Below are 21,435 nucleotides of genomic sequence, written 5' to 3' on the forward strand. Positions count from 1 at the left end.
CAAGCCCGCGTATGGCGGCGTGTCCGGCGAGCAGGACCCGTCGTCACGGTCGTGCTACAGCTGGAAAAGGAACTTCGCGACACTCGCCACTCGTCTGCGGCCGGGGTGGCGGTAGGAGGGAATGGAGGCAGCCGAAGGTGGCTGGATCGACGAAGAGCTCGGGCGGCGATGACGTCCGGCGGCTGGTGATTGTCGAATCACCCGCTAAGGCTCGCAAAATAGCCTCCTACCTGGGCCGCAACTATGTGGTCGAGTCGTCCAAGGGGCACATCCGCGACCTGCCGCGGGGTGCGGCGGACGTGCCCGCCGAGTACAAGGGGCAGCCGTGGGCCCGCCTTGGCGTGGACGTGGACAACGGCTTCGAGCCGCTGTACATCGTCACGCCGGACAAGAAGGCAACCGTCAAGGATTTGAAGGGCAAGCTCAAGGACGCCGACGAGTTGTATCTGGCCACCGACGGCGACCGCGAGGGGGAAGCGATCGCCTGGCACTTGATCGAGGCGCTCAAGCCGAAGGTGCCGGTGCGCCGGATGGTCTTCCACGAGATCACCGAGCACGCCATCCGGGACGCTGCGCAGAATCCGCGTGATCTGGACACCGATCTGGTCGACGCGCAGGAGACCCGCCGCATCCTGGACCGGCTGTACGGCTACGAGGTCAGCCCGGTGCTGTGGAAGAAGATCATGCCGAAGCTGTCCGCGGGCCGGGTGCAGTCGGTGGCCACCCGCATCGTGGTCGAGCGGGAACGCGAGCGGATGCGGTTCACCTCGGCCTCGTACTGGGACATCGCGGCCACCATGTCGGCCGAGGGGCAGGACACCACGGACAAGGTGGACTTCGCCGCCAAGCTGGTCGCGGTCGACGACGACCGGCTGGCCACCGGCAAGGACTTCGACTCCGACGGCAGGCTGAAGTCGTCGCTGCGGAACGTCCGGGTGCTCACCGAGGCCGAGGCGGTGCGCCTGGCCGAGGCGCTGACCGACGTCGAGTTCACCGTCACCAGCGTCGAGGCGAAGCCGTACACGCGGCGGCCGTACGCGCCGTTCATGACGTCCACGTTGCAGCAGGAAGCGGGGCGCAAACTGCGCTTCTCGTCGGACCGCACGATGCGCATCGCGCAGCGGCTCTACGAGAACGGCTACATCACCTACATGCGCACGGATTCGACCACGCTGTCGGAGACGGCCATCGCTGCTGCCCGCGCCCAGGCCGCTCAGCTGTACGGCCGCGAGTACGTCTCGGCGACGCCGCGCCAGTACACCCGCAAGGTGAAGAACGCCCAGGAGGCGCACGAGGCGATCCGGCCGGCCGGTGAGGTGTTCCGCACGCCCGGCGAGGTCGCCGGTGAGCTGGATCCGGACGAGTTCAAGCTGTACGAGCTGATCTGGCAGCGCACCATCGCCTCGCAGATGGCGGACGCGAAGGGCACCACGATGTCGGTGCGCATCACCGGCACTGCTGCCTCGGGCGAGGAGTGCACGTTCGCTGCCAGCGGCCGCACCATCAGCTTCCCCGGCTTCCTGCGCGCCTACGTCGAGGCGCCGGACAGCGAAGCGGGCGGCGAGGCGGACGACGCCGAGCGCAGGCTGCCCCACCTGACCAAGGGGCAGGTGGTGCGTGCGCGGCGGCTGGACGCGGACGGGCACGCCACCACGCCGCCCCCGCGCTACACCGAGGCCAGCCTGGTGAAGACGCTCGAGGAGCTGGGCATCGGCCGCCCGTCGACGTACGCCTCGATCATCAAGACGATCCAGGATCGCGGCTACGTGTGGAAGAAGGGCGCGGCCCTGGTGCCCTCGTGGGTGGCTTTCGCCGTGGTCGGGCTGATGGAGCAGTACTTCGCCCGCCTGGTCGACTACGACTTCACCGCGGCGATGGAGGACGAGCTGGACGCGATCGCCGCGGGTCGTCAGGAGCGCACCAAGTGGCTGTCCGGCTTCTACTTCGGCGGCAACGACGGCGTGGAGGGGTCGGTCAGCCGGCTGGGCGGCCTGAAGAAGCTGGTCGGCTCGGGTGTCGACGCCATCGACGCCAGGGACATCAACTCGATCCCGCTGTTCACCGACGACGAGGGTCGCACCGTGTACGTGCGGGTCGGCCGGTACGGCCCGTACCTGGAGCGTGAGGTGAACGGCGAGTCCCAGCGCGCCAACCTGCCGGAGGACCTGCCGCCGGACGAGCTGACCGCCGAGGTCGCCGAGAAGCTGTTCGCCACCCCGCAGGAGGGGCGGTCGCTCGGCGTGGACCCGGAGACCGGCTACGAGATCGTGGTCAAGGAGGGGCGCTTCGGGCCGTACGTCACCGAGGTGATCCCCGAGCAGGAAGAGCAGGCGAACGGCAAGAAGAAGGCCAAGGTCAAGCCGCGCACCAGCTCGCTGTTCAAGTCGATGTCGGTGGAGACGGTCACCCTGGAGGACGCGCTGAAGCTGCTGTCGCTGCCGCGCGTGGTGGGCGTGGACCCGGAGACCGGTGAGGAGATCACCGCGCAGAACGGCCGGTACGGCCCGTATTTGAAGAAGGGCAGTGATTCCCGCTCGCTGGCCAGCGAGGAGCAGATCTTCGACATCACGCTGGAGGAGGCGCTGAAGATCTACGCCGAGCCGAAGCGGCGGGGCAGGCAGACGTCGTCGGCGCCGCTGAAGGAACTGGGGCCGGATCCGCAGTCCGGGAAGCCGATGCTGGTGAAAAGCGGCCGGTTCGGCCCGTACGTGACCGACGGCGAGTACAACGCCTCGCTGCGCAAGACGGACAGCGTGGAGGATCTCACCGTCGAACGGGCGGCCGAGCTGCTGGCGGAGAAGCGCGCCAAGGGACCTGCGCCGAAGAAGCGGGCGGCGGCACGAAAGAAGTAGCCCAAGCGCGGAAAATATCACCGTGAGTGACTGGGGGTTCGCGGATTGCACCTGATTGACAGCGCTGACGCGCGGCCGTGCGTGGTTACGATCAGGCTGGAAGTCGTGCCGTGAGAACGGAAACCGCTGTGGCCAACGTCAGCTGGACACCGGACGGAACGCAACCGCTCCCGCCGCCGCCGCTTTACCCGGATGCGCTGGCGGGCTTGGTGACGGTCGCCGACGCGGTCGGGAACGTGCAGCAAGACACGTACGACGATCCCGCCGTTCCCGTCGCCGAACCGGTCGAACCGGACCCGGAGCGGTCACGGGCCCTGATCGAAGCGGTGCTGGCGGCCGAGGAAGCGCCCTCCGGTCCACCGGTGGCGTTGCCGCCCCCACCGGGGGTCGCCACGACGGGCCCCCCGCCCGGGATGGTCGCCGCGCCGGAGCGTGGTTCGGCCGCGAAGCGGATGCGGCAGGCGCTGAGCGGTTCCGGCCAGGACGTGGAGAGCTGGCGGGAAGCGCTCAGGCAGCGGCGTGAGCAGATGGCGAACCGGTCGAAGGGCGGGCAGAATGGCTCGTCGTCCGGCTCCAGCCTGGGCGGCGTGGTGTTCGCGCTGATCATCCTGCTGGTCTTCCTGGCGATCGCGGTGCAGGTGATCTCCGGGGTGGCCAGCAGCGTGAGCGAGCTGTTCAACTGACGGCCTGCCGCATCGGGTAGCTGTCGCCCGCGCCGGCGCGACTAGCTGGCGTGACGCGGCGAAGACCGCCCCGACGAGTGGTGGGATCCCCCGCGCCGGTTACGCTGGGTCGCGTTCGCCAACCCGACCATTCGGGTGATCCCGGTGGTCGACGAAGCGAAAGCGGGGTGTGGCTCATCGCAGGGGTGGCCGGTCCGACACAGTTCTCCGACGCCGGTGCGCCGGGGTTGTCGTCCGCATCGACGCTCTACCGCGCCCGTCGGGTGCTGGCGATCAAGCCGTTCCGTCGGCTCATGGGAGTGTCCTTCCTGTGCAGCACGGCGGATTGGCTGACCCTGCTCGGGCTCACCGGCTACGTCACCAAGCTCACCGAGTCGTACACCGCGCAGAACTTCGCCTTCACCGGTGTGGTGCTCACGCTGCTGCTGCCCGGGCTGATCTTCGCTCCGCTCGGCGGGCTGCTCGCGGACAAGTTCGACCGCCGGGTGATTATGGTGCTGGCCGACCTGGCCCGGTTCGGGCTGCTGGTGTCCATCGCGATCGTCGGCTCGCCGGTGTGGCTGTTCGTGGCCAACTTCCTGGTCGGCCTGTCGTCGACGCTGTGGATCCCGTCCAAGGACGCGGCCGCGCCCAACCTGCTGCGCCGTAAGGACCAGGTCGAGACGGCCAATCAGCTCGGCCTGGTGGTCACCTACGGGCTGGCTGTGGTGTCCGGCGCCGGCTTCTACGCGTTGCTCAGCGGCCTGCCGCAGATGCTGAGCCTGCCGGAGGGCACCACCGGCGAGTTCGGGCTGGCCCGCATGGTCGTGGTCATCACCGGGGTGCTTTACCTGTGCAGCGCCATGGTGGTGTGGCGGATCCCCGAGTTGTCGCTGCGCAACGTGCACGACGAGCCGCTGCGGCCGGCCGGCGAGGACAAGCCGAGCATGCTGCAGATGATCAAGGACGGCATCACGTTCGTGCGCAGCACGAAGCTGGTGCGCGGCTTGCTGATCGGCATGGTGGGCGCGTTCGCCGCCGGTGGCGCCGTGGTGGGCTCGGCCAAGCCCTACGCGCACAGCCTGCTGGCCGGTGACACCGCGTTCGGCATGATGTTCGTGGCCATCTTCGTCGGGCTCGCGCTCGGCATGGCCGGGTCGCCGAAGCTGGCCCGCAGGCTGCCGCACGACCGGCTGTTCGGCGCCGCCATCGTGTGCGCCGGGCTCACCTTGTGCGTGGTCGGCCTGGCCACCCACCTGATCGTCGCCATGGCCGCCATCGTGCTGGTCGGCGCGTGCGCCGGGGTGGCGTTCCTGACCGGGATGACGATCATCGGCTCGCGCATCGAGGACGACATCCGCGGCCGCATCAACGCCGTCTACCAGTCGCTGATGAAGATCGTCCTGGGCGGTTCGGTGGCCGTGGTGCCGCTGCTGATCGGGCTGGTTCAGCCGCGCAGGGTGGAGATCTTCGGCAACACCGTGCAGATCGACGGCACGCGCCCGGTGCTGCTCGGCGGCGGTGTGCTGGCCACGCTGGTGGGGATCGTCGCCTACCGCATGATGGACTCGCGGCGCGCCGAGCCGATCTTCTCCGACCTGCGCAACGCGCTGCGGCGGCGCCCGCGCCGGGTGAACGGCCTGCTGATCGCCATCGAAGGCACCACGGCGACGGACACCGCCCTGCACGCGGCCAAGCTGGCGCTGTGGCTGCGTCGCACGGTGACCGCGCCGATCGCGCTGGCCACCGATCCCGCGCTGGACGACGAGCGCCTGCAGTCGCTGTTGCGGAACGCATCGCTGACCGGGGCCAGGGCGAAAGCGCTGGCCGCCGCGGCGGTGCGAGCCGACATCGTGGAGCGCGACGTGCGGCCTGCGCTGGATGCGGGCGGCATCGTGGTCATGGAACGCTTCGCCGACTCGTCGTTGGCGCACTTGTCAGCGGTGGCCGGGTTGGACATCGCCGAACTGGAAGGGCTGGCGGACTGGGCGATGGACCAGCTGCGTCCCGATCTGACCGTGCTGCTGGACGTCGATCCCGGGGAGATCCCGGACAAGGACGGCACCCCGGCCGAGGCAGCATGGCGGATGCGGGGGCTGCTGGCCGAGTGGGCGGCGGCCGACCCGGAGAATTACGTGGTGGTCGACGCCGAAGGCAGTCAGGACGAGGTCGCCGCGCGGGTCCGTGCGGCGGTCGAACCCCTGCTGGACAAGCGCGGTATTCAGCGGTTGCAGAAGTCCGAGGGCAAGCCGGTGGAAGCGGGGACTGCACCGTGAGCGTGTGGCGGCAGTTGGTCGGGCAGGAGCCTGCCGTGGCCGTGTTGTCCGCGGCGGCCGCCGGCGAGGGGATGACGCACTCGTGGCTGTTCACCGGGCCGCCCGGATCCGGCCGCACGGTGGCTGCCCGGGCGTTCGCGGCGGCGCTGCAGTGCGAGAGCCGTACAGGATGTGGTGAGTGCGCTCATTGCCGGACGGTCATGGCGGGCACGCACGCGGATGTCCGCTTCGTCGAACCGGAAGGGCTGTCCATCTCGGTGGCGGAGATGCGCTCGCTGGTGCAGACGGCCGCGCGGCGGCCGTCCACCGGGCGGTGGCAGATCGTCATCGTCGCCGATGCCGACCGGTTGACCGAGGGGGCGTCGAACGCGCTGTTGAAAGCGGTCGAGGAGCCGCCGGCGCGCACGGTCTTCCTGTTGTGCGCTCCTTCGGACCACCCCGAGGACGTCATGGTGACCATTCGCTCCCGGTGCCGGGTGGTCACGTTGCGCACCCCGCCCGCGGACGCCATCGCGCGCGTGCTGATCGAGCGCGACGGGATCGACGAGGAGCGGGCCCGCTGGGCCGCGTCGGTCTGCGGCGGACACGTCGGGCGGGCGCGCAGGCTGGCCACCGACGAGGCCGCTCGGTCACGCCGGGCCGAGGTGCTGCGCATTCCGGTGAGCCTGCGTCGCCCGGATGACGTCTTCGCCTTCGCCGACCTGCTGATCACCGCAGCGGAAGCCGATGCCGTGGCGGAAAGTGCGCGACGCGACGAGGCCGAGGAGGCCGAGCTGCGCATCGCCATGGGTGGCGACGGGACCGGCCGCGGGACCGCGGGGGCCAAACGGGCCGCCGAGGCGGCGGTCAACCAGCTGCGCAAGCGGCAGAAGTCGCGGGCGACGCGTACCCAGCGGGATTCCATCGACCTGGCGTTGGTCGATCTGGCGAACTTCTACCGTGACGTGCTGGTGTATCCGACCGGCGCGACGCTGACGCATCCGGACCACGAGGACCAGATCCGGTCCGCGGCCGAGCGGTGGAGCCCGGAGTCGACGCTGCGCCGACTGGAGGCGGTGCTGGAGTGCCGTGAGGCGTTGCAGCTCAACGTCAAGCCGCGTATCGCCGTCGAGGCGATGGTGACCGCGCTGGCCAGAGGCTGAAACCGCACGGCTGGGGCGGCCGCTGAACCGCACGGCTGGGCGGCCGCTGTGGGCCAGTCGCTGCGTGCGCGGTCCTGGCCACCGCGAGCAGATACGCGCCGAGCAGGACGAGCCCCGCACCTCCCCACAGCAGGACGCGGATCGGCGGTGCGGACGAGCGACCCGGGGCGATCTCGTCGGGCGGGGCCGCGATCGTGACCTCCCCGGCACCGGGTTCGCCGCACCGCGCGCCGGAGGGTGGCGCGGCTGCCCGGACGGCTTGCTCGCCGAGCGTGAAGTGCGCCAGCGTCGACGGCAGCTCGTGGTCACGCTCGAGCGCATCGGTGAGTGCATCGGTGGGCAGCAGTTGCACGTCGAGCAGCCGAGCGGACCCGGTGACCTGATGGCCGGTGAACGGCTCGTCGAGCGTGGCGGATCGGGTCGTCAATCCGCCCACGGACAGCCTGAGCACGAACAACTCGGTGACCCGGGACCGGTTCGCGGCGGACAACCGCACGGGCTTGCCGTTGGTTCCCACGCCGTATCCGTCGACGATCGGCTGGCTGGTCAGCCCGCGCTGGGCGAACCCGCGTCCGGGTACAGCGATCGGGACGTCCCGGGCCGGGCGGGTCCGGTCCAGGCGGAACAGGGTTCGGCCGCCACGCTTGAATTCGACCACCGGGGTGTCGTGGACGATGCGGGAGGTCTCCGGTTTTCCAGTGCTGTTCGCGGTCAATGCTGGCGCGTTGCGGACCGTGGCGGTCATGGCAAGCGGGCTGCCCGGGAAGATGTCGATGCGGTCGGCCTCCACCCGTGACGTCGCGCGCACCGTGGGGCGCTTGGCGGCGGTCAGCACGTCGACCGTCGCGACCGTGGTCAACCCCCGTGGGACGCGGACGAGCGGGCCCTCGCCGGCCCGGCCGGAGAGCAGGCCGCCGAGCGTGGCGATGCTTCCGGACGGCATGCGGCCGGGAAGGCCGAGCTCGGTGAACGGGACGTCCGGCAGCGACGCCACCGCCGCGCCCAGCGAGATGGGACCGCTGGTCGTCGTGGCTTTCGCCACCTGCCCGACGCACGGCCCGCGGTCGACGCTCCAGCGTGCGTGCACCTGGCCGGTAAGCCGCTCGGTACGCATCAGCGCGGCGAGCGGGCCTTCCTCCGGTGGTAGCTTGCCGCGGGCAGGCTCGGCCTCGCTCGGTGGCGCCGTCCTGACGAGGCTGTCGCCGGTGGCAGGGGCCCGGGCCGACAGTGCGGTGCCTGCCGGGACGGCTCGCGCTATCGCCCGCTCGTACGGCAGCTCGGCGCCGGTGTCGACACTGACGGTGCTGAGACCGATGCCGCCTTCGAACGAACGGGTCGGCGACACCAGGTCGGCTGCTTGGGGCAGGAGCGAGGAGTCAGGGACCGAGCCGGCAAGCAGGCGAGTCAGCGCGGCCGCTGTGCCGGCGTCGCCCAGTGCCGCACCCACGTCCGGGCGGGCGTCCGTACCGGTCGCGGGATCGGTGCCGAGCAGGGCGTGCTGACCGGCCGCGGCGGGCGCAGCGCAAGTGCCGACCAGCCCCACCGCGAGCGTCAGCGCCACGACCCGTGCCCGCACTCTCGCCTCCCACGCACGTCGTCCGGACGATGGTAAGCGGGAAAGGGTGGGGGTGCTGATCCACACCGACGCATGTCGCTACACTGTTGGACGTTGCCGCCTTAGCTCAGTTGGCCAGAGCGATTCACTCGTAATGAATAGGTCGCGGGTTCGATTCCCGCAGGCGGCTCGCCGTGGAAGCCCCGCCGGGCCTGGCAGAGGAAGTCAGAACCGGCGGGGCTTCGGCGTGACCGGGCCGGGCAGGGCCCGGCGTGCTTGACCGCCGCCACCGCCGCTGTCCAGGTGCGTTCGGCTGTGGCCTACCTTGGAGACGATGCGTGCAATGCGTCCCGTCCACGTCATAGGAGCCGGCCTCGCAGGCAGCGAGTGCGCCTTCCAGCTCGCCGCGCGCGGCATCCCGGTGGTGCTGCACGAAATGCGCCCGGAGCGCATGACACCTGCGCACAGCACCGGGTGGTGCGCCGAGCTGGTGTGCACGAACTCGCTGCGCTCGGACGACCCGGAGCACGCCGCCGGGCTCCTGAAGCGTGAGATGGAGTCCTTTGGCTCGCTGGTCATCGGTGCGGCGCGGGCTTCGGCGGTGCCCGGCGGCTCGGCCCTGGTGGTCGACCGCGACCAGTTCTCCGCGCGTATCACGGCGACCCTGGAGCGCATGCCCGGTGTGACGATCGAGCGCCACGAGGTGACCGATCTGCCCGACGGTGACGTGGTCGTGGCGACCGGGCCGCTGACCTCGCCCGCCCTGACCGAGCGGATCCAGGGCATCCTCGGGTCGGAGCACCTCTACTTCTACGACTCCATCGCCCCCATCGTGGAGGCGGACAGCCTCGACACCAGCCGCATGTTCTGGGCCTCGCGCTACGGCAAGGGCGAGGGAGACGACTACCTCAACGTGCCGCTGACGCGCGAGGAATACCTCGCCTTCCACCAGGAGCTGATCACGGCCGACGTGGTGGAGCTGCACGAGTTCGAGAAGAACCTGTTCTTCGAGGGCTGTCTGCCGATCGAGGAGATGGCGCGGCGCGGGGTCGACGTGCTGCAGCACGGACCGATGAAGCCGGTGGGCCTCACCCCGCCGGACGGCAGCAAGCCGTACGCCGTGCTGCAGCTCCGCCAGGAGAACCTGAGCCGCAGCCAGTTCAACATGGTGGGCTTCCAGACCCGGATGAAGTGGAGCGAGCAGCGGCGGGTCTTCCGCACCTTGCCCGGCTTCGCCGACGCGAAGTTCGCGCGTTTCGGCCAGGTCCACCGCAACACCTTCATCAACGCGCCGCTGCACCTGGACGAGCTGTACCGGTTGCGCAAGGAACCGCGGGTGCGGCTGGCTGGCCAGATCACCGGCGTCGAGGGGTACCTCGAATCGGCTGCCGCCGGCCTCGTCGTGGCGCTTTACGTCGCCCTCGAGCGGCGCGCGGAGACGGGCCAGGAGTTCGAGCCGTTGCCGACGACCACGGCGCTCGGGGCCCTGGCACGCCATCTGACCCAGTCGGATCCGCGCCACTTCCAGCCGTCGAACATCCAGTACGGCCTGTTCTCCGAGCTCACCGTGCGGCTGCCCCGCCGGAAGCGGCGCGCCGCCTACGCCGATCGTGCTCGCCGTGACCTTGAGGCCTGGCGGCGGAAGTTCGAGGTGCCTGCCGTCACGCCGCCCGCCGTCGATGTGGAGGCGCGCATGGAGGCCGCGGAGGCTGTGCCGACGGACGTCGCCTGACGGTCGACACTGCGCGTCCTCCGGCGACGGCCGGGAGGTCTTCGACGGGATCAGCGAACTGCTCCAGCCAGCCCGAGCTTTGCGCCCTGCTCGAGGGTCGATCCCGCCATCGTGGGAAGCGCTGGGCTGCGCTCGGCAGCGGCCGAATCTGTGGTGCGCCATGGACAGGTGACGACACGGGCGAGGGTTTCGGCGTGGCTGACGAGTCGCCGGGCTCGGTCGGCGTGACCCGTCGTGGCCACTGCGGCGGCGACCTGGGCTGGTGCTTGTGCTTGCTCGTCGGAGGCGGTGATGGCACGGGCCAGTGATTCGGCTCGGTCATGGTCATCGGTTGCCGCCGCTGCTTTCGCCAGCCGGGCCAGGACCTGTGTCGTCCAGCAGGGGTCGGCGATGGTGTGGGCGAGGGTTTCGGCGTGGCCGACGAGTCGCCGGGCTCGGTCGGCGTGACCCGTCGTGGCCACTGCGGCGGCGACCTGGGTCGGTGCTTGTGCTTGTCAGGTGGCGTCGCTGACGGAGTGATCCAGGGCTTCGGCTCGGCCGGGGTAGCCCGCTGTCGCCATGGTCTCGGCGACCTGCGCCAGTGCCCGTCCGTGCCAGAGGAGTCGCTGACCGAGCCGGGGAGGCCTTCGGCCCGGTCGAGGTCGCCGGTGCTCGCCGCTGTTCCGGCCACCTTGGCCAGTGCCTCCGACCGCTGCTCGGGGTCGGTGACGGCGCCGGCGACGGTTTCGGCCCGATCGACAAGGTGCCGGGCTCGGTCGCGGTCACCGGCCGCCGCTGCTGCTTCGGCCAGTCTGGTCAGCGCTTGGGGTTCCCAGAAGGCGTCGCCGAGGGAGGGCACGAGGGCGTTGACGTCGTCGACGAGGTGCCGGGCCTGGTCGAGGACACCGATCCTTGCCACCACGACGGCCAGCCGGGCCAGTCCCAGTGCTTGCCACATGGGGTTGACGACGGAGTCACGGATGAGCCAATCGGCCTCGTCGACGAAGTGCCGAGCTCGGTCAGCGTCACCCGTCGTCGCCGCTGTTCCGGCCTGCCCGGCCAGCGTCTTTGCCCGGTGATCGGGGCGGCGATGGCGCGGGCGAATGATTCGCTCTGGCCGAGCTGGCGTCGTGCTCGGCTGGCGTCGCCTGCTGTCCTCGCTGCTGTGGCTACCCGGGCCAATGCCTGGGCTCGCAGCATGGGATCACGCAAGGAACGGGCGAGCGATTCGGCGCGGTCGTCGTTGCCCAGCTCGGCCCACGCGGCAGGCAGCCGGACCGGGTATGTCGCGGGATACCTCCCCGGGCTTGTCACCCGTCACCACGGATCTGTCCCGTCCTTTCCCGGCCGACCCTGTCCACACCGGCACTACCTGCACGGCATGCCGATGTCGACAGGGTCGAGACCGCAAGATTCGCTTGCACCGAAACGGGTCACGGGCTTGCTGCCCGTCGTCCGGCCGTCACGGCAGTTGCGACCAGAAGCCGCACTGATGCGCTGCGGCGAAATCGATCTGGTGGATCTGTCCGGAGCCTGGGGCGAGTTGCTGCGTACCGGTGGACTGCCCGGGCCGCATGCGTGGCCACGGCACGCTACCCGCCGTCGCATCCGGGGCGCCGGAGGTTACGAACGACGCCCAGTAGTCGATCATCTGTTCCGCCAGCTTCCGCTGGTCCTCGGTCAACGGCGGTGCCATGCCGAGCAGGTCGAAGAAGTACCACAGCTCCGAGGCGTGCTGCGCGCCCGTCGGGATCCCCGGCTCGGGCCCGAGCGGCGGCGGGCTCGGATCGGCGAACTCGTAGTGGTACACCGGGACGCGCTCGGCCAGCCGCCGTGTGATCCGGTACTGGCTGCACGCCCACGAATCGTCGGTGACGATGGCCGCCCACGCATTGGCCGGCGTCGGGTAGTCGTGCAGCGGATAGCGTTCGCTGATCGTGTCGGCGTCGTCGCCGAAGGTCTCCTGCAGCACCGTGCGGTAAGTGGTCTCGCTCATCGGCTTCCCGGCGTCGTAGACGGACGTCCACGAGGTGGCTTCGTCCTTGGTGCTGCCGGACAGCACCGGAACGCGGTTGAACAAGCCTTTTCGTATCGCCTGCTCCGGTTCGACCGGCAGTGTCGCCGTGCCGTAGGCGGGTTGGATGAAGTGCTGCTGCACCGACATCAGCCGATCCACCGGGAGCTTGCGCAGACATTCCAGAACGGTCCGCGGGTCGCCCTCGCAGCCGAGCTGAGCTGCCGTGGCGGCGCCGCGTTGCCGCATGACGTCGACCGGCTGGAAGATCGACGAGGCCTGTTCGTTGCGGTAGTGGTAGTTGTCCCGCCATCGGTAGCCGCACGAGCCGCTTTGCATGATCGCCTTGTCGAACAACCCGCGCGCGGACGGCGAAGTCAGCTGGGCGCACACGCTCATTGCGCCCGCGGACTGGCCTGCCACGGTGACGTTGCGCGGATCTCCGCCGAAGGCGGCGATGTTGCGGCGCACCCACTTCAGCGCTGCCTGCTGGTCTTGCAGGCCGAACGTCCCGGACCCGGCAAGCCCGGGATGGGCGAAGAAGCCGAACACGCCCAGCCGGTAGTTGACCGTGACCACCACGATGTCTCCGCGGGCGGCCAGCCGTTTGGCGTCGTAGTTGCTGCCCGTGCCCATGAAGAAGCCACCGCCGTGCACCCACACCAGGACCGCTCGTGGTTTCGCCGACCGCTTCACCGGTGTGGTCACGGTGAGGTACAGGCAGTCTTCGCTCTTGCTGCCCTCGGGGACTTCGCCCGGATGCTGCGGGCAGGCGGGCGGTGGCTTGGTCGCGTCCCGTACGCCCTCCCAGGGCTGGGGCCTGGCCGGCTTCCGCCACCGGAGCTTCCCGGTCGGCGGGGCGGCGTAGGGGATGCCTTGGAAAACGGCCGTGGCCCCCTGCCAGGTGCCGCGTACCTTGCCGTACTCGGTGGTCACGATCGGCCCATCCGCCTCGTCCGGTTGCGCGGCCGCAGGCGGAACGAGGCAGGCAAGCAGGCAGAGCGTCGCGGCTGCGCCCAGGAACGGGCGCCATCGTCGGCTGATCATCATCGTCCCCCTCGTCGTCGATCCTGGCCGATGTACCGAGTTCAGCGCGCCGGACCGGCCGGTGAACAGCCGCATTGGAGGGCAACGCGATCGACGAAAGTTGCGCCTTGTCCACCTGGCGTGCATCTTTGGTGGTCTCTTGCCGCGCATGGGCGCACAGTTGCACCAGGTGCACATACGGTGACCGGCATGATCGCAGCGACGCGCAGGGACCGCCGGACCGCGTGGTCCGGCGGGTGGTGCAACCGTGGTCAGGCGATGGCTGACGGTGCCGCATTGGGTGTGGTCGCGACGCTGTCGGTGCTCGTGCCGCTGCTGTTGCCCGAAGGAGAGCCGCGCGCGAACGCCCTGGCCGGGACGCTCGGGTTCGTGCTCGTCGCGGCCGCGCTCCTGGCGGTACGTCGGGCCCGGCCGGGTGGTCAGCAGGCGGTCGCAGCCGGTGCGGTGGTGACGGTGACAGCTGGTGTGCTGGCCTTTCCCGGGCTCCTTGCCACCTCGAACGACCTCACCAACCTGTGGATGCCGCTGGCTTCGGTGTGGCCGACCTACGGTGCTTGCCGCTACCGGCAGGACCGGCGACGCGCGTGGCTGATGATCGGGCTGCTCACCGCAGTCGTCACCCGGCCATGGGTGGCTTCGGTACCCGTGGTGGCCACCGGGCTGCTGTATCTGACCGTGCCGATGCTGTTCGGTTTCTACCTGTGCGCGCGACGGGCCGTGGTGGCTTCACTGACCGAGCGCGCCCGGCGAGCGGAGCGAGAGCAAGAACTCCTCGCCGAGCAGGCCAGGGCCGACGAACGGGTGAGGATCGCGGCCGAGCTGCACGACATCGTCACCCATCGGCTCACCCTGATGGTGCTGCACGCGGGTGCGCTCGCGGTCTCCGCGCCGGACGCAGACACCCGCGCCACCGCGGAAGAAGTGCGCGCCACCGGCGCCAAGGCGCTCGACGAACTGCGCGACCTGATCGGCGTGCTGCGCAGGCCGACCGGCTCGGCCGGATGGATGGTGCCCCGATGACGGCGTTCGGTGCGCGGTCTACGCGTTCTACCGGCCGGTTCGACGTCCCCGCCGCGGTGATGGCGGTCCTGGCGACGGTCGTCGTGGAGGCCGTCGCCGCAGTGGCGCACCCCGCCTCCACCATGGCGGGGGCAGAGGCGATCACGGTTCTGGTGCAGCTTCCGGCGGCGGTGCTGGTGGGACTGCGCAAGCGGCGTCCGCTGTGGCTGGTGGCGGCGACGTTCCTGGGAACGGTTGCGTTGCTGGTGCTGACCCTCGCCGGTGTTGCTGCAGACCGGTTCCCGGGGGACGCCGTGACGGTGTTCGTCCCCGTGATCACCCCGGTCGCGGTCTATGCGGCAGCGGCCTATCCGGCCAGCCCGCGGCGCGCCGTTCCGATGCTGGCGGCGTTGTTCCTGGTCGCGTCCAGACCGTGGGATCCGCACCCGGCGGTCGTCACGGTGGCTGCCGTGGTGGTCGGCCTGCCCGCGGTACTCGGCCTGTACGTGGCGGCCCGCCGGAGGCTGATCGCGGAGCTGATCGAACGTGCGGAGCACGCCGAACGGGAGCAGGCGATGCTGGCCGAGCGGGCGAGGGCCGACGAACGTGCCAGGCTGGCGGAGGAAATGCACGAGGTGGTGACCGAGCGGGTCCGGCAGATGCTGGCCGGGGCCGAACGCCTGCCGGGGGAGCCCGCGCGGCACATGATCGATGCGGGCCGCCAGGTGCTCGCCGAGCTGGCCGATCTGGTCGCAGCGCTGCGCGCCGACCTTCCGGGCGAGCAGGCAGCCGCCACGGTGTCGTCACTGGAGCAGTTGGCCGAGGAGTCCGCAGCGGTCGGCTTGCCGGTCGAGCTCGTGCACGACGGCGACATCGGCGATTTGTCGCCCGCTGTGCACCGCACGGTCCACCGGGTGGTGCAGGAGTCGTTGACGAACGTGCGCAAGCACGCTCCAGGCGCCAGGACGCAGGTGCGGGTCAGCCGCCATGGTGGTCGAGTACGTGTCGTCGTGCGCAACAGCCCGCCCGCCTCCCGGGGAGGCGACGCGGAGCTGGCGGCTACCGGGTCGGGCCTCGGCCTGCGAGGCTTACGCCATCGCGTGGAACTGGTCGGTGGCACTGTGCGTGCGGGCCGGGAGCCGGACGGTGGCTTCGCCGTGGATGCGGTCCTGCCCGACTTCGTGCCCGCGCCCACTGGGGGAGGACTTGCGTGATGATCCGGGTACTGACCGTCGACGACGAACCCATGGTGTGCGCGCACTTGGCCACCATCCTCGGAACGGCGGACGACATCGAGGTGGTGGCGGAGGCGCACGACGGGGAAGCTGCGGTGGGAGCCGTCCGTCGGCATCGACCCGACGTGGTGCTGATGGACCTGCGGATGCCGGGCGTGGACGGGCTCGTCGCCACCGAACGCATTCGGGCAATGCCCGCACCCCCGGTGATCGTCGTCCTGACCACCTTCGACGCCGACGAGTACGTCCTGCGGGCGCTGCACGCAGGCGCGGCGGGATTCCTGGTCAAGTCCACCCCGCCGCAGGATCTCATCAATCTGGTGCGGGTAGCTGCCGACGGGCACACGGTGCTGTCCCCGCAAGCGGCGCGGCGTCTCGTCGCGGCGTCGTCCGACGGCGAACGCCATCGGCAGCGGGCGCGGCAACTGGTCGGCGAACTGACCGATCGCGAGGTCGACGTGCTGAAGTGTCTCGGAGAAGGCCTGTCCAACGCCCAGATCGGGCACCGGTTGCACCTGTCCGAGGCCACCGTGAAGAGCTACGTCTCGCGCATGTTGGTGAAGCTGGACTGCGAGAACCGCACACAGGCCGGCCTGCTGGCGTACGACGCTGGGTTGGTGAACCGTTCGGCGCCGTGACAGCGACTTCCGGCCGTGCCTGCCGGGGCCGCGATCAGGACCGGAGGAACCGGAACTGGCCGGCGCCCGCCGGTACCCAGACGCCGGTGCCCGTACCGGCGTGCTCGCTCTCGTCGGGCAGGGCCAGGACCGCGTCCAGGACCGTGGTGACGTTTCCGTGCTCGCGCCAGAGCACGGTCGAGGGTGCCATGATGTCCGGCTCGTCCACCGGCATGCGGGTCGCCGTGACGTCGTCCTCGGCGTGTAGCTGCACGACGTCGACCACGCCGTCGTGCACCCGGATGCCGACCACGGCCTGCACCTGGCCTTGGGCGTCGGTGGGGTGGAGGAACTGGAAACCCAGGTCGATCAAGGCGGTGAGCCGGGCGCTCACCGGATCCGGCTGGCCGGGCGAGGTGGTCATCGACGCGCCTCGCCCGGGCCGAGTGACGGCGTATCCAGCCTGACTTCCCGCCGGAACAGGCGGGTCACTCGCGTTCCGGTGATGACCCCCATCATCGCTCTGCCTCGTGGTGTGTGGGGATGCATTTGCACATGCATCGGACCGTGACGCGAACCCTAGGCCGGGTACGACGAGGGCCGCAAGTGCCGCCCCCGCGCATCGGGTGCCCTTCTTCACGCCGCGGTGTTCCGCCATCGCGCGGCTTTCACTCAGACGGTTCAGCGGCCGAGATCGAGAGTGGCTGCCGGTAAGAGCGGCTCGTGACAGCGGTCACAAGTACTACGACGAACGGCGGATTGAGGCCAGTCGATTCGGTGGTTTGTGGCCTGTCCCGCCCGGCATGGGGACGGCGGTCGCCGTCGAGGAGCTGGACAGCTGGATCCTGCCCGTCCCACCGGCATGGGGACGGCACGCACGAGCCGGACGGATCGGACGGCGATGGCTGCGCGTCTGGGGCGGCTGGCGGCCGCCGCGTACCTCACGGCTCCGGCGCTCGACGCACCGCGCAGGTGAACTCGGGCGCGAGGGAGTACCGAATCGGGGAGCGGCAGGTAGGCGTGGGCCCGGTGCTGGAAGGCGTCGTGCACGGTCCGGCAGGTAGGCGTGGGCCCGGTGCAGGAAGGCCTCGTGCACGGTGTCGATCCCCGGGGGAGCGGCAGGCAGGCGTGGGCCCGGCCCTTCCTACGCTGCCGAACGCGTCGAACGGTCTCCGGCGAGCTACGCAGCCTGACGGGCGGGGGTCGTGCTGCGCAGCGCGATGTACTGGTCGAGCAGAGCGTTCATGCGGCGTTCGGCCCGGGCAGCGGCCTCGGGGTTCCGATCGCACCGGGCCCGCTGCAGCTCGCGGCGGGCCATGGCGATCTGCATGGTCAACACACGGATGCGCGGCGAGTTCACATCGGTATTCACGCATGGCGGCCGCGCCGCGGATCACCGATGCCCGTCATGGGCGATCCCGCTCACGCCCGACATGGGGGATGCTGGTCGTGCACACTCGCTCACGCCACGTCACTGGTCGTTGTTTTCCCAGGTAGGAGCGGCTTTACCAGCGCGAGGCGAGGTGTCCGCCCAGCGGGTCGGCCAGCGGTCAGCCGTCGTCCGCCTGCCGGTTTCGATCCGTCGCGGCATGGCGTCGATGGGCGCGCCGCCGCAGCGGTTAGATTGGGGCTTCATCCGGCCGAGCGCGGGCCGCAGGGTCCGGCCCGCGCGGGCCGAAGACGAGCGGTGCGGGAGGTAGTGTCACGCGATGTCCGACAGCTCGTTCGTCCATCTTCACGTCCACACCGAGTACTCGATGCTCGACGGTGCGGCGAAGATCGGACCGCTGTTCGCCGAGGCGGAGCGGCTGGGCATGCCCGCGGTGGGCATGACCGATCACGGCAACATGTACGGCGCGGACGAGTTCTACCGGCAAGCCGTCAAGTCGGGCATCAAGCCGATCATCGGCATCGAGGCCTACCTCGCGCCGATGAGCAGGCACCACAAGAAGCCGGTCTTCTGGGGCCAGACCAACCAGCGTGACACCGACGAATTCGGCGAGGGCGGCGACGTCTCCGGCGGTGGTGCGTACACGCACATGACGATGCTGGCGGAGAACGCCCAGGGCCTGCGGAATCTGTTCAAGCTGTCCTCGCTGGCCAGCATCGAGGGCTACTACCGCAAGCCCAGGATGGACAAGGAGCTGATCGCCGAGCACGCCGAGGGCATCATCGCCACCACCGGCTGCCCGTCCGGTGAGGTGCAGACCCGGCTGCGGCTGAAGCAGTTCGACGAGGCGCTGCAGGCGGCGGCGGATTACCGCGACATCTTCGGCAAGGACAACTTCTTCCTCGAGCTGATGGACCACGGGCTGCCGATCGAGCGCGCGGTCCGCGAGGGCCTGCTGGAGATCGGCCGCAAGCTCGGCCTGCAGCCGCTGGTGACCAACGACTCGCACTACGTCACCAAGGATCAGGCGGGCCCGCACGCGGCGCTGTTGTGCGTGCAGTCCGGCAAGACGCTCAACGACCCGAACCGCTTCAAGTTCGACGGCGACGGCTACTACCTGAAGTCCGCGCAGGAGATGCGCGAGTACTGGGACTCCGAGGTCCCGGGCGGGTGTGACACCACGCTGCTGATCGCCGAGCGGGTGCAGTCCTACGAAGAGGTCTACGCGCACCGCGACCTGATGCCGCGCTACGACGTGCCGGAGGGGCACACCGAGGCCTCCTGGCTGCACCACCAGGTGATGGAGGGCCTCAAGCGCCGCTTCCCGGACGGCATCCCGGACGGCTACGTCGAGCGGGCCGAGCACGAGCTGAAGGTCATCGAGGAGAAGGGCTTTCCTGCCTACTTCCTGGTGGTCGGTGACCTGGTCCGGTACGCGCGCAGCGTGGGCATCCGGGTCGGTCCAGGCCGTGGCTCGGCGGCCGGGTCGCTGGTCGCCTACGCCCTGGGCATCACCAACATCGACCCGATCCCGCACGGCCTGCTGTTCGAGCGGTTCCTCAACCCCGAGCGCGTGTCCATGCCGGACATCGACATCGACTTCGACGACCGCCGCCGGGGCGAGATGATCCGGTACGCCACCGAGAAGTACGGCGAGGACAAGGTCGCGCAGGTCATCACGTTCGGCACCATCAAGACCAAGGCGGCGATCAAGGACGCCGCCCGGGTGCACTTCGGCCAGCCCGGCTACTCGATCGCGGACAAGATCACCAAGGCGCTGCCGCCGCCGATCATGGCCAAGGACATCCCGCTGTCCGGCATCGTCGACCCCAGCCACGAGCGGTACGGCGAGGCGGCCGAGGTGCGGTCGCTGATCGAGAACGACCCCGAGGTCAAGACGATCTTCGACACCGCGCGCGGCCTGGAGGGGCTGATCCGCAACGCCGGCGTGCACGCCTGCGCGGTGATCATGTCGCGGGTGCCGCTGATGGACGTCATCCCGCTGTGGATGCGCGAGGACGGCGCGATCATCACCGGCTGGGACTACCCGTCGTGCGAGGCCATCGGCCTGTTGAAGATGGACTTCCTGGGCCTGCGCAACCTGACGGTCATCGGTGACGCCATCGACAACATCAGGGCCAACCGGGGCGAGGAAATCGACCTCGACACCCTGCCGCTGGACGACAAGAAGACCTACGAGCTGCTCGGCCGCGGCGACAGCCTCGGGGTGTTCCAGCTCGACGGTGGCGCGATGCGCGACCTGCTGCGCCGCATGCAGCCCACCGAGTTCAACGACATCACCGCGGTCAACGCGCTGTACCGGCCCGGTCCGATGGCGATGAACACGCACAACAACTACGCGGACCGCAAGAACGGCAGGCAGGAAGTCAAGCCGATCCACCCCGAGCTGGAGGAACCGCTCAAGGACATCCTGGACGAGACCTACGGCCTGATCGTCTACCAAGAGCAGATCATGCAGATCGCGCAGCGGGTGGCCGGCTACTCCATGGGCCGCGCGGACATCCTGCGGCGCGCGATGGGCAAGAAGAAAAAGGAAGTCCTGGAGCAGGAGTTCGCCGGCTTCGCCGAAGGCATGCGCGCCAACGGCTATTCCGAGGACGCGATCAAGACGCTGTGGGAGACGGTGCTGCCGTTCGCCGGCTACGCATTCAACAAGTCCCACGCGGCCGGCTACGCCCTCGTCGGGTACTGGACCGCCTACCTGAAGGCGAACTACCCCGCCGAGTACATGGCGGCGCTGCTGACCTCGGTGGCGGACAACAAGGACAAGTCCGCCGTCTACCTGTCCGAATGCCGCAGGCTCGGCATCAAGGTACTGCCGCCGGACGTCAACGAATCGGTGGAACGATTCTCGGCAGTCGGTGACGTCATCCGCTTCGGCCTCGGCGCCATCCGCAACGTCGGCGCCAACGTGGTGCAGTCGATCATCAAGACCCGTGAGGAGAAGGGCAAGTACACCTCCTTCACCGACTTCATGGACAAGTCGGAGCTGGTCGTCTGCAACAAGCGGGTCATCGAATCGCTGATCAAAGCAGGCGCGTTCGACTCGCTCGGACACACCCGGCTGTCGCTGATCCAGAACCACGAGGAAGCCGTCGACGCGGTCGTGCCGCTCAAGCGGCAGGAGGCCATGGGCCAGTTCGACCTGTTCGGCGGTTTCGGCGAGGCCGAGACGGCCGACGACTCCGGCCACTCGCCGCTGGCCCACCTGAAGTTCACCGACGAGGAGTACCCGCGCAAGCAGAAGCTCGCCTACGAGCGGGAAATGCTCGGCCTGTACGTCTCCGGGCATCCGCTGGACGGCGCCGAGCGCATCCTGCGCAAGCACGCACCCAAACCGATCGCGCAGATCCTGGCCGACCCGCCCAAGGAAGGCGAGATCGTCATCGCCGGGTTGATCACCAGCATGGAACGCCGGGTGAACAAGAACGGCGAGCCGTGGGCGATCTGCACGGTGGAGGACTTGGACGCGGGCATCGAGGTGCTGTTCTTCCCCAAGGCGTACGCGCTGTTCGCCGCCGAGCTGCACGAGGACAACGCCGTCGTGGTCAAGGGTCGGGTGAACTGGCGGGAAGAGCGCATGTCGGTGTTCGGCGGCTCGGTGGTCTCGCTCGATCTGTCCGCGGTCGAGATGGGCGCCGAGGAGGAGCCGTTCGTGCTGCAGGCGGCGGCCGACAAGCTGGATGCCGCGGTGGTGGGCGAGCTCAAGCGCACGCTGGAGGTGCACCGCGGCGACACTCCGGTGCACTTGAAGCTGGTCGGCGGCAAGAAGGAGACGATGCTCGCGCTGGACCTCACGGTGCGGCCGAGCCCGTCGCTGCTCGGTGAGCTGAAGGCCATCCCCGGCATCAGCGTGCCCAGCTGATCGCGCCCGACCTCCGGTTGCCGCCACCGCCGTGGTGGGGTTGACCGGA

13 protein-coding genes and 1 tRNA gene are annotated in these 21,435 nt (G+C 69.7%); 10 read left to right on the top strand and 4 right to left on the bottom strand.

Annotated features, from left to right (window positions below; genetic code table 11):
- Positions 1-137 precede the first annotated feature (137 nt).
- The 4 genes from topA (at position 138) to YWY_RS0116665 (ending at position 6,932) form a co-directional block, all read left to right on the top strand.
- Positions 138-2,852 (top strand): type I DNA topoisomerase, encoded by a 2,715-nt coding sequence (gene topA, locus YWY_RS0116650; RefSeq protein WP_028848545.1) that lies wholly within the window; start codon positions 138-140, stop codon positions 2,850-2,852.
- Between the two features lie 128 nt (positions 2,853-2,980).
- On the top strand, positions 2,981-3,535 hold the full coding sequence (locus tag YWY_RS0116655; RefSeq protein WP_028848546.1) for a hypothetical protein: 555 nt from the start codon (positions 2,981-2,983) through the stop codon (positions 3,533-3,535).
- A gap of 167 nt (positions 3,536-3,702) precedes the next feature.
- Positions 3,703-5,790, top strand: a complete 2,088-nt coding sequence (locus YWY_RS0116660; protein ID WP_051310364.1) for a bifunctional MFS transporter/dTMP kinase — start codon at positions 3,703-3,705, stop codon at positions 5,788-5,790.
- A complete protein-coding gene (locus YWY_RS0116665; protein WP_028848548.1) occupies positions 5,787-6,932 on the top strand; it encodes a DNA polymerase III subunit delta' in 1,146 nt (381 codons plus the stop codon). The genes YWY_RS0116660 and YWY_RS0116665 overlap by 4 nt, the downstream gene beginning before the upstream one ends.
- Here the strand turns inward: YWY_RS0116665 and YWY_RS0116670 are convergent.
- On the bottom strand, positions 6,880-8,508 hold the full coding sequence (locus tag YWY_RS0116670) for a hypothetical protein (protein WP_028848549.1): 1,629 nt from the start codon (positions 8,506-8,508) through the stop codon (positions 6,880-6,882). The genes YWY_RS0116665 and YWY_RS0116670 overlap by 53 nt on opposite strands.
- 95 nt (positions 8,509-8,603) lie before the next feature.
- On the opposite strand from YWY_RS0116670, the gene YWY_RS0116675 reads away from it, so the two are divergent.
- Positions 8,604-8,677, top strand: a tRNA-Thr gene (locus YWY_RS0116675).
- Between the two features lie 144 nt (positions 8,678-8,821).
- A complete protein-coding gene (trmFO, locus tag YWY_RS22490) occupies positions 8,822-10,219 on the top strand; it encodes a methylenetetrahydrofolate--tRNA-(uracil(54)-C(5))-methyltransferase (FADH(2)-oxidizing) TrmFO (protein ID WP_211227645.1) in 1,398 nt (465 codons plus the stop codon).
- Positions 10,220-11,660: 1,441 nt separating this feature from the next.
- On the opposite strand, the gene YWY_RS22495 is transcribed toward trmFO, so the two are convergent.
- Positions 11,661-13,262, bottom strand: a complete 1,602-nt coding sequence (locus YWY_RS22495; RefSeq protein WP_245566709.1) for a carboxylesterase/lipase family protein — start codon at positions 13,260-13,262, stop codon at positions 11,661-11,663.
- A 255-nt stretch (positions 13,263-13,517) separates the two neighbouring features.
- Here YWY_RS22495 and YWY_RS22500 point away from each other — a divergent pair, with 255 nt between their 5' ends.
- From YWY_RS22500 to YWY_RS0116700, 3 genes are read left to right on the top strand one after another with little or no spacing between them, the layout of a single operon-like run.
- Entirely contained in the window at positions 13,518-14,279 is a 762-nt protein-coding gene (locus YWY_RS22500) for a sensor histidine kinase (protein ID WP_156899317.1), read from the top strand.
- Entirely contained in the window at positions 14,276-15,472 is a 1,197-nt protein-coding gene (locus tag YWY_RS0116695; protein WP_051310367.1) for a sensor histidine kinase, read from the top strand. Before YWY_RS22500 ends, YWY_RS0116695 begins: the two co-directional genes overlap by 4 nt.
- A complete protein-coding gene (locus YWY_RS0116700; protein ID WP_028848551.1) occupies positions 15,472-16,131 on the top strand; it encodes a response regulator in 660 nt (219 codons plus the stop codon). Before YWY_RS0116695 ends, YWY_RS0116700 begins: the two co-directional genes overlap by 1 nt.
- Positions 16,132-16,165: 34 nt before the next feature.
- On the opposite strand, the gene YWY_RS0116705 is transcribed toward YWY_RS0116700, so the two are convergent.
- A complete protein-coding gene (locus YWY_RS0116705) occupies positions 16,166-16,534 on the bottom strand; it encodes a hypothetical protein (protein ID WP_051310368.1) in 369 nt (122 codons plus the stop codon).
- A 756-nt stretch (positions 16,535-17,290) separates the two neighbouring features.
- Positions 17,291-17,470 carry a hypothetical protein gene (locus YWY_RS0116710; protein ID WP_028848553.1) on the bottom strand — a complete coding sequence of 60 codons (180 nt, stop codon included), beginning with the start codon at positions 17,468-17,470 and terminating at the stop codon, positions 17,291-17,293.
- Positions 17,471-17,819: 349 nt separating this feature from the next.
- Between YWY_RS0116710 and dnaE the strand changes: the two genes are divergently transcribed.
- Positions 17,820-21,386, top strand: coding sequence for a DNA polymerase III subunit alpha (dnaE, locus tag YWY_RS0116715; RefSeq protein WP_028848554.1), 3,567 nt, complete (start codon positions 17,820-17,822; stop codon positions 21,384-21,386).
- The last annotated feature ends 49 nt before the right edge of the window (positions 21,387-21,435 follow it).

The organism is Thermocrispum agreste DSM 44070, assembly GCF_000427905.1.
Lineage (GTDB): Bacteria > Actinomycetota > Actinomycetes > Mycobacteriales > Pseudonocardiaceae > Thermocrispum > Thermocrispum agreste.

Bases quoted from the DNA above. Each gene is read 5' to 3' on its own strand.
- trmFO (WP_211227645.1), top strand. From the start codon at position 8,822: ATGCGTGCAATGCGTCCCGTCCACGTCATAGGAGCCGGCCTCGCAGGC.
- YWY_RS22495 (WP_245566709.1), bottom strand. From the start codon at position 13,262: ATGATGATCAGCCGACGATGGCGCCCGTTCCTGGGCGCAGCCGCGACG.
- YWY_RS22500 (WP_156899317.1), top strand. From the start codon at position 13,518: ATGGCTGACGGTGCCGCATTGGGTGTGGTCGCGACGCTGTCGGTGCTC.
- YWY_RS0116695 (WP_051310367.1), top strand. From the start codon at position 14,276: ATGACGGCGTTCGGTGCGCGGTCTACGCGTTCTACCGGCCGGTTCGAC.
- YWY_RS0116700 (WP_028848551.1), top strand. From the start codon at position 15,472: ATGATCCGGGTACTGACCGTCGACGACGAACCCATGGTGTGCGCGCAC.
- YWY_RS0116705 (WP_051310368.1), bottom strand. From the start codon at position 16,534: ATGACCACCTCGCCCGGCCAGCCGGATCCGGTGAGCGCCCGGCTCACC.
- dnaE (WP_028848554.1), top strand. From the start codon at position 17,820: ATGTCCGACAGCTCGTTCGTCCATCTTCACGTCCACACCGAGTACTCG.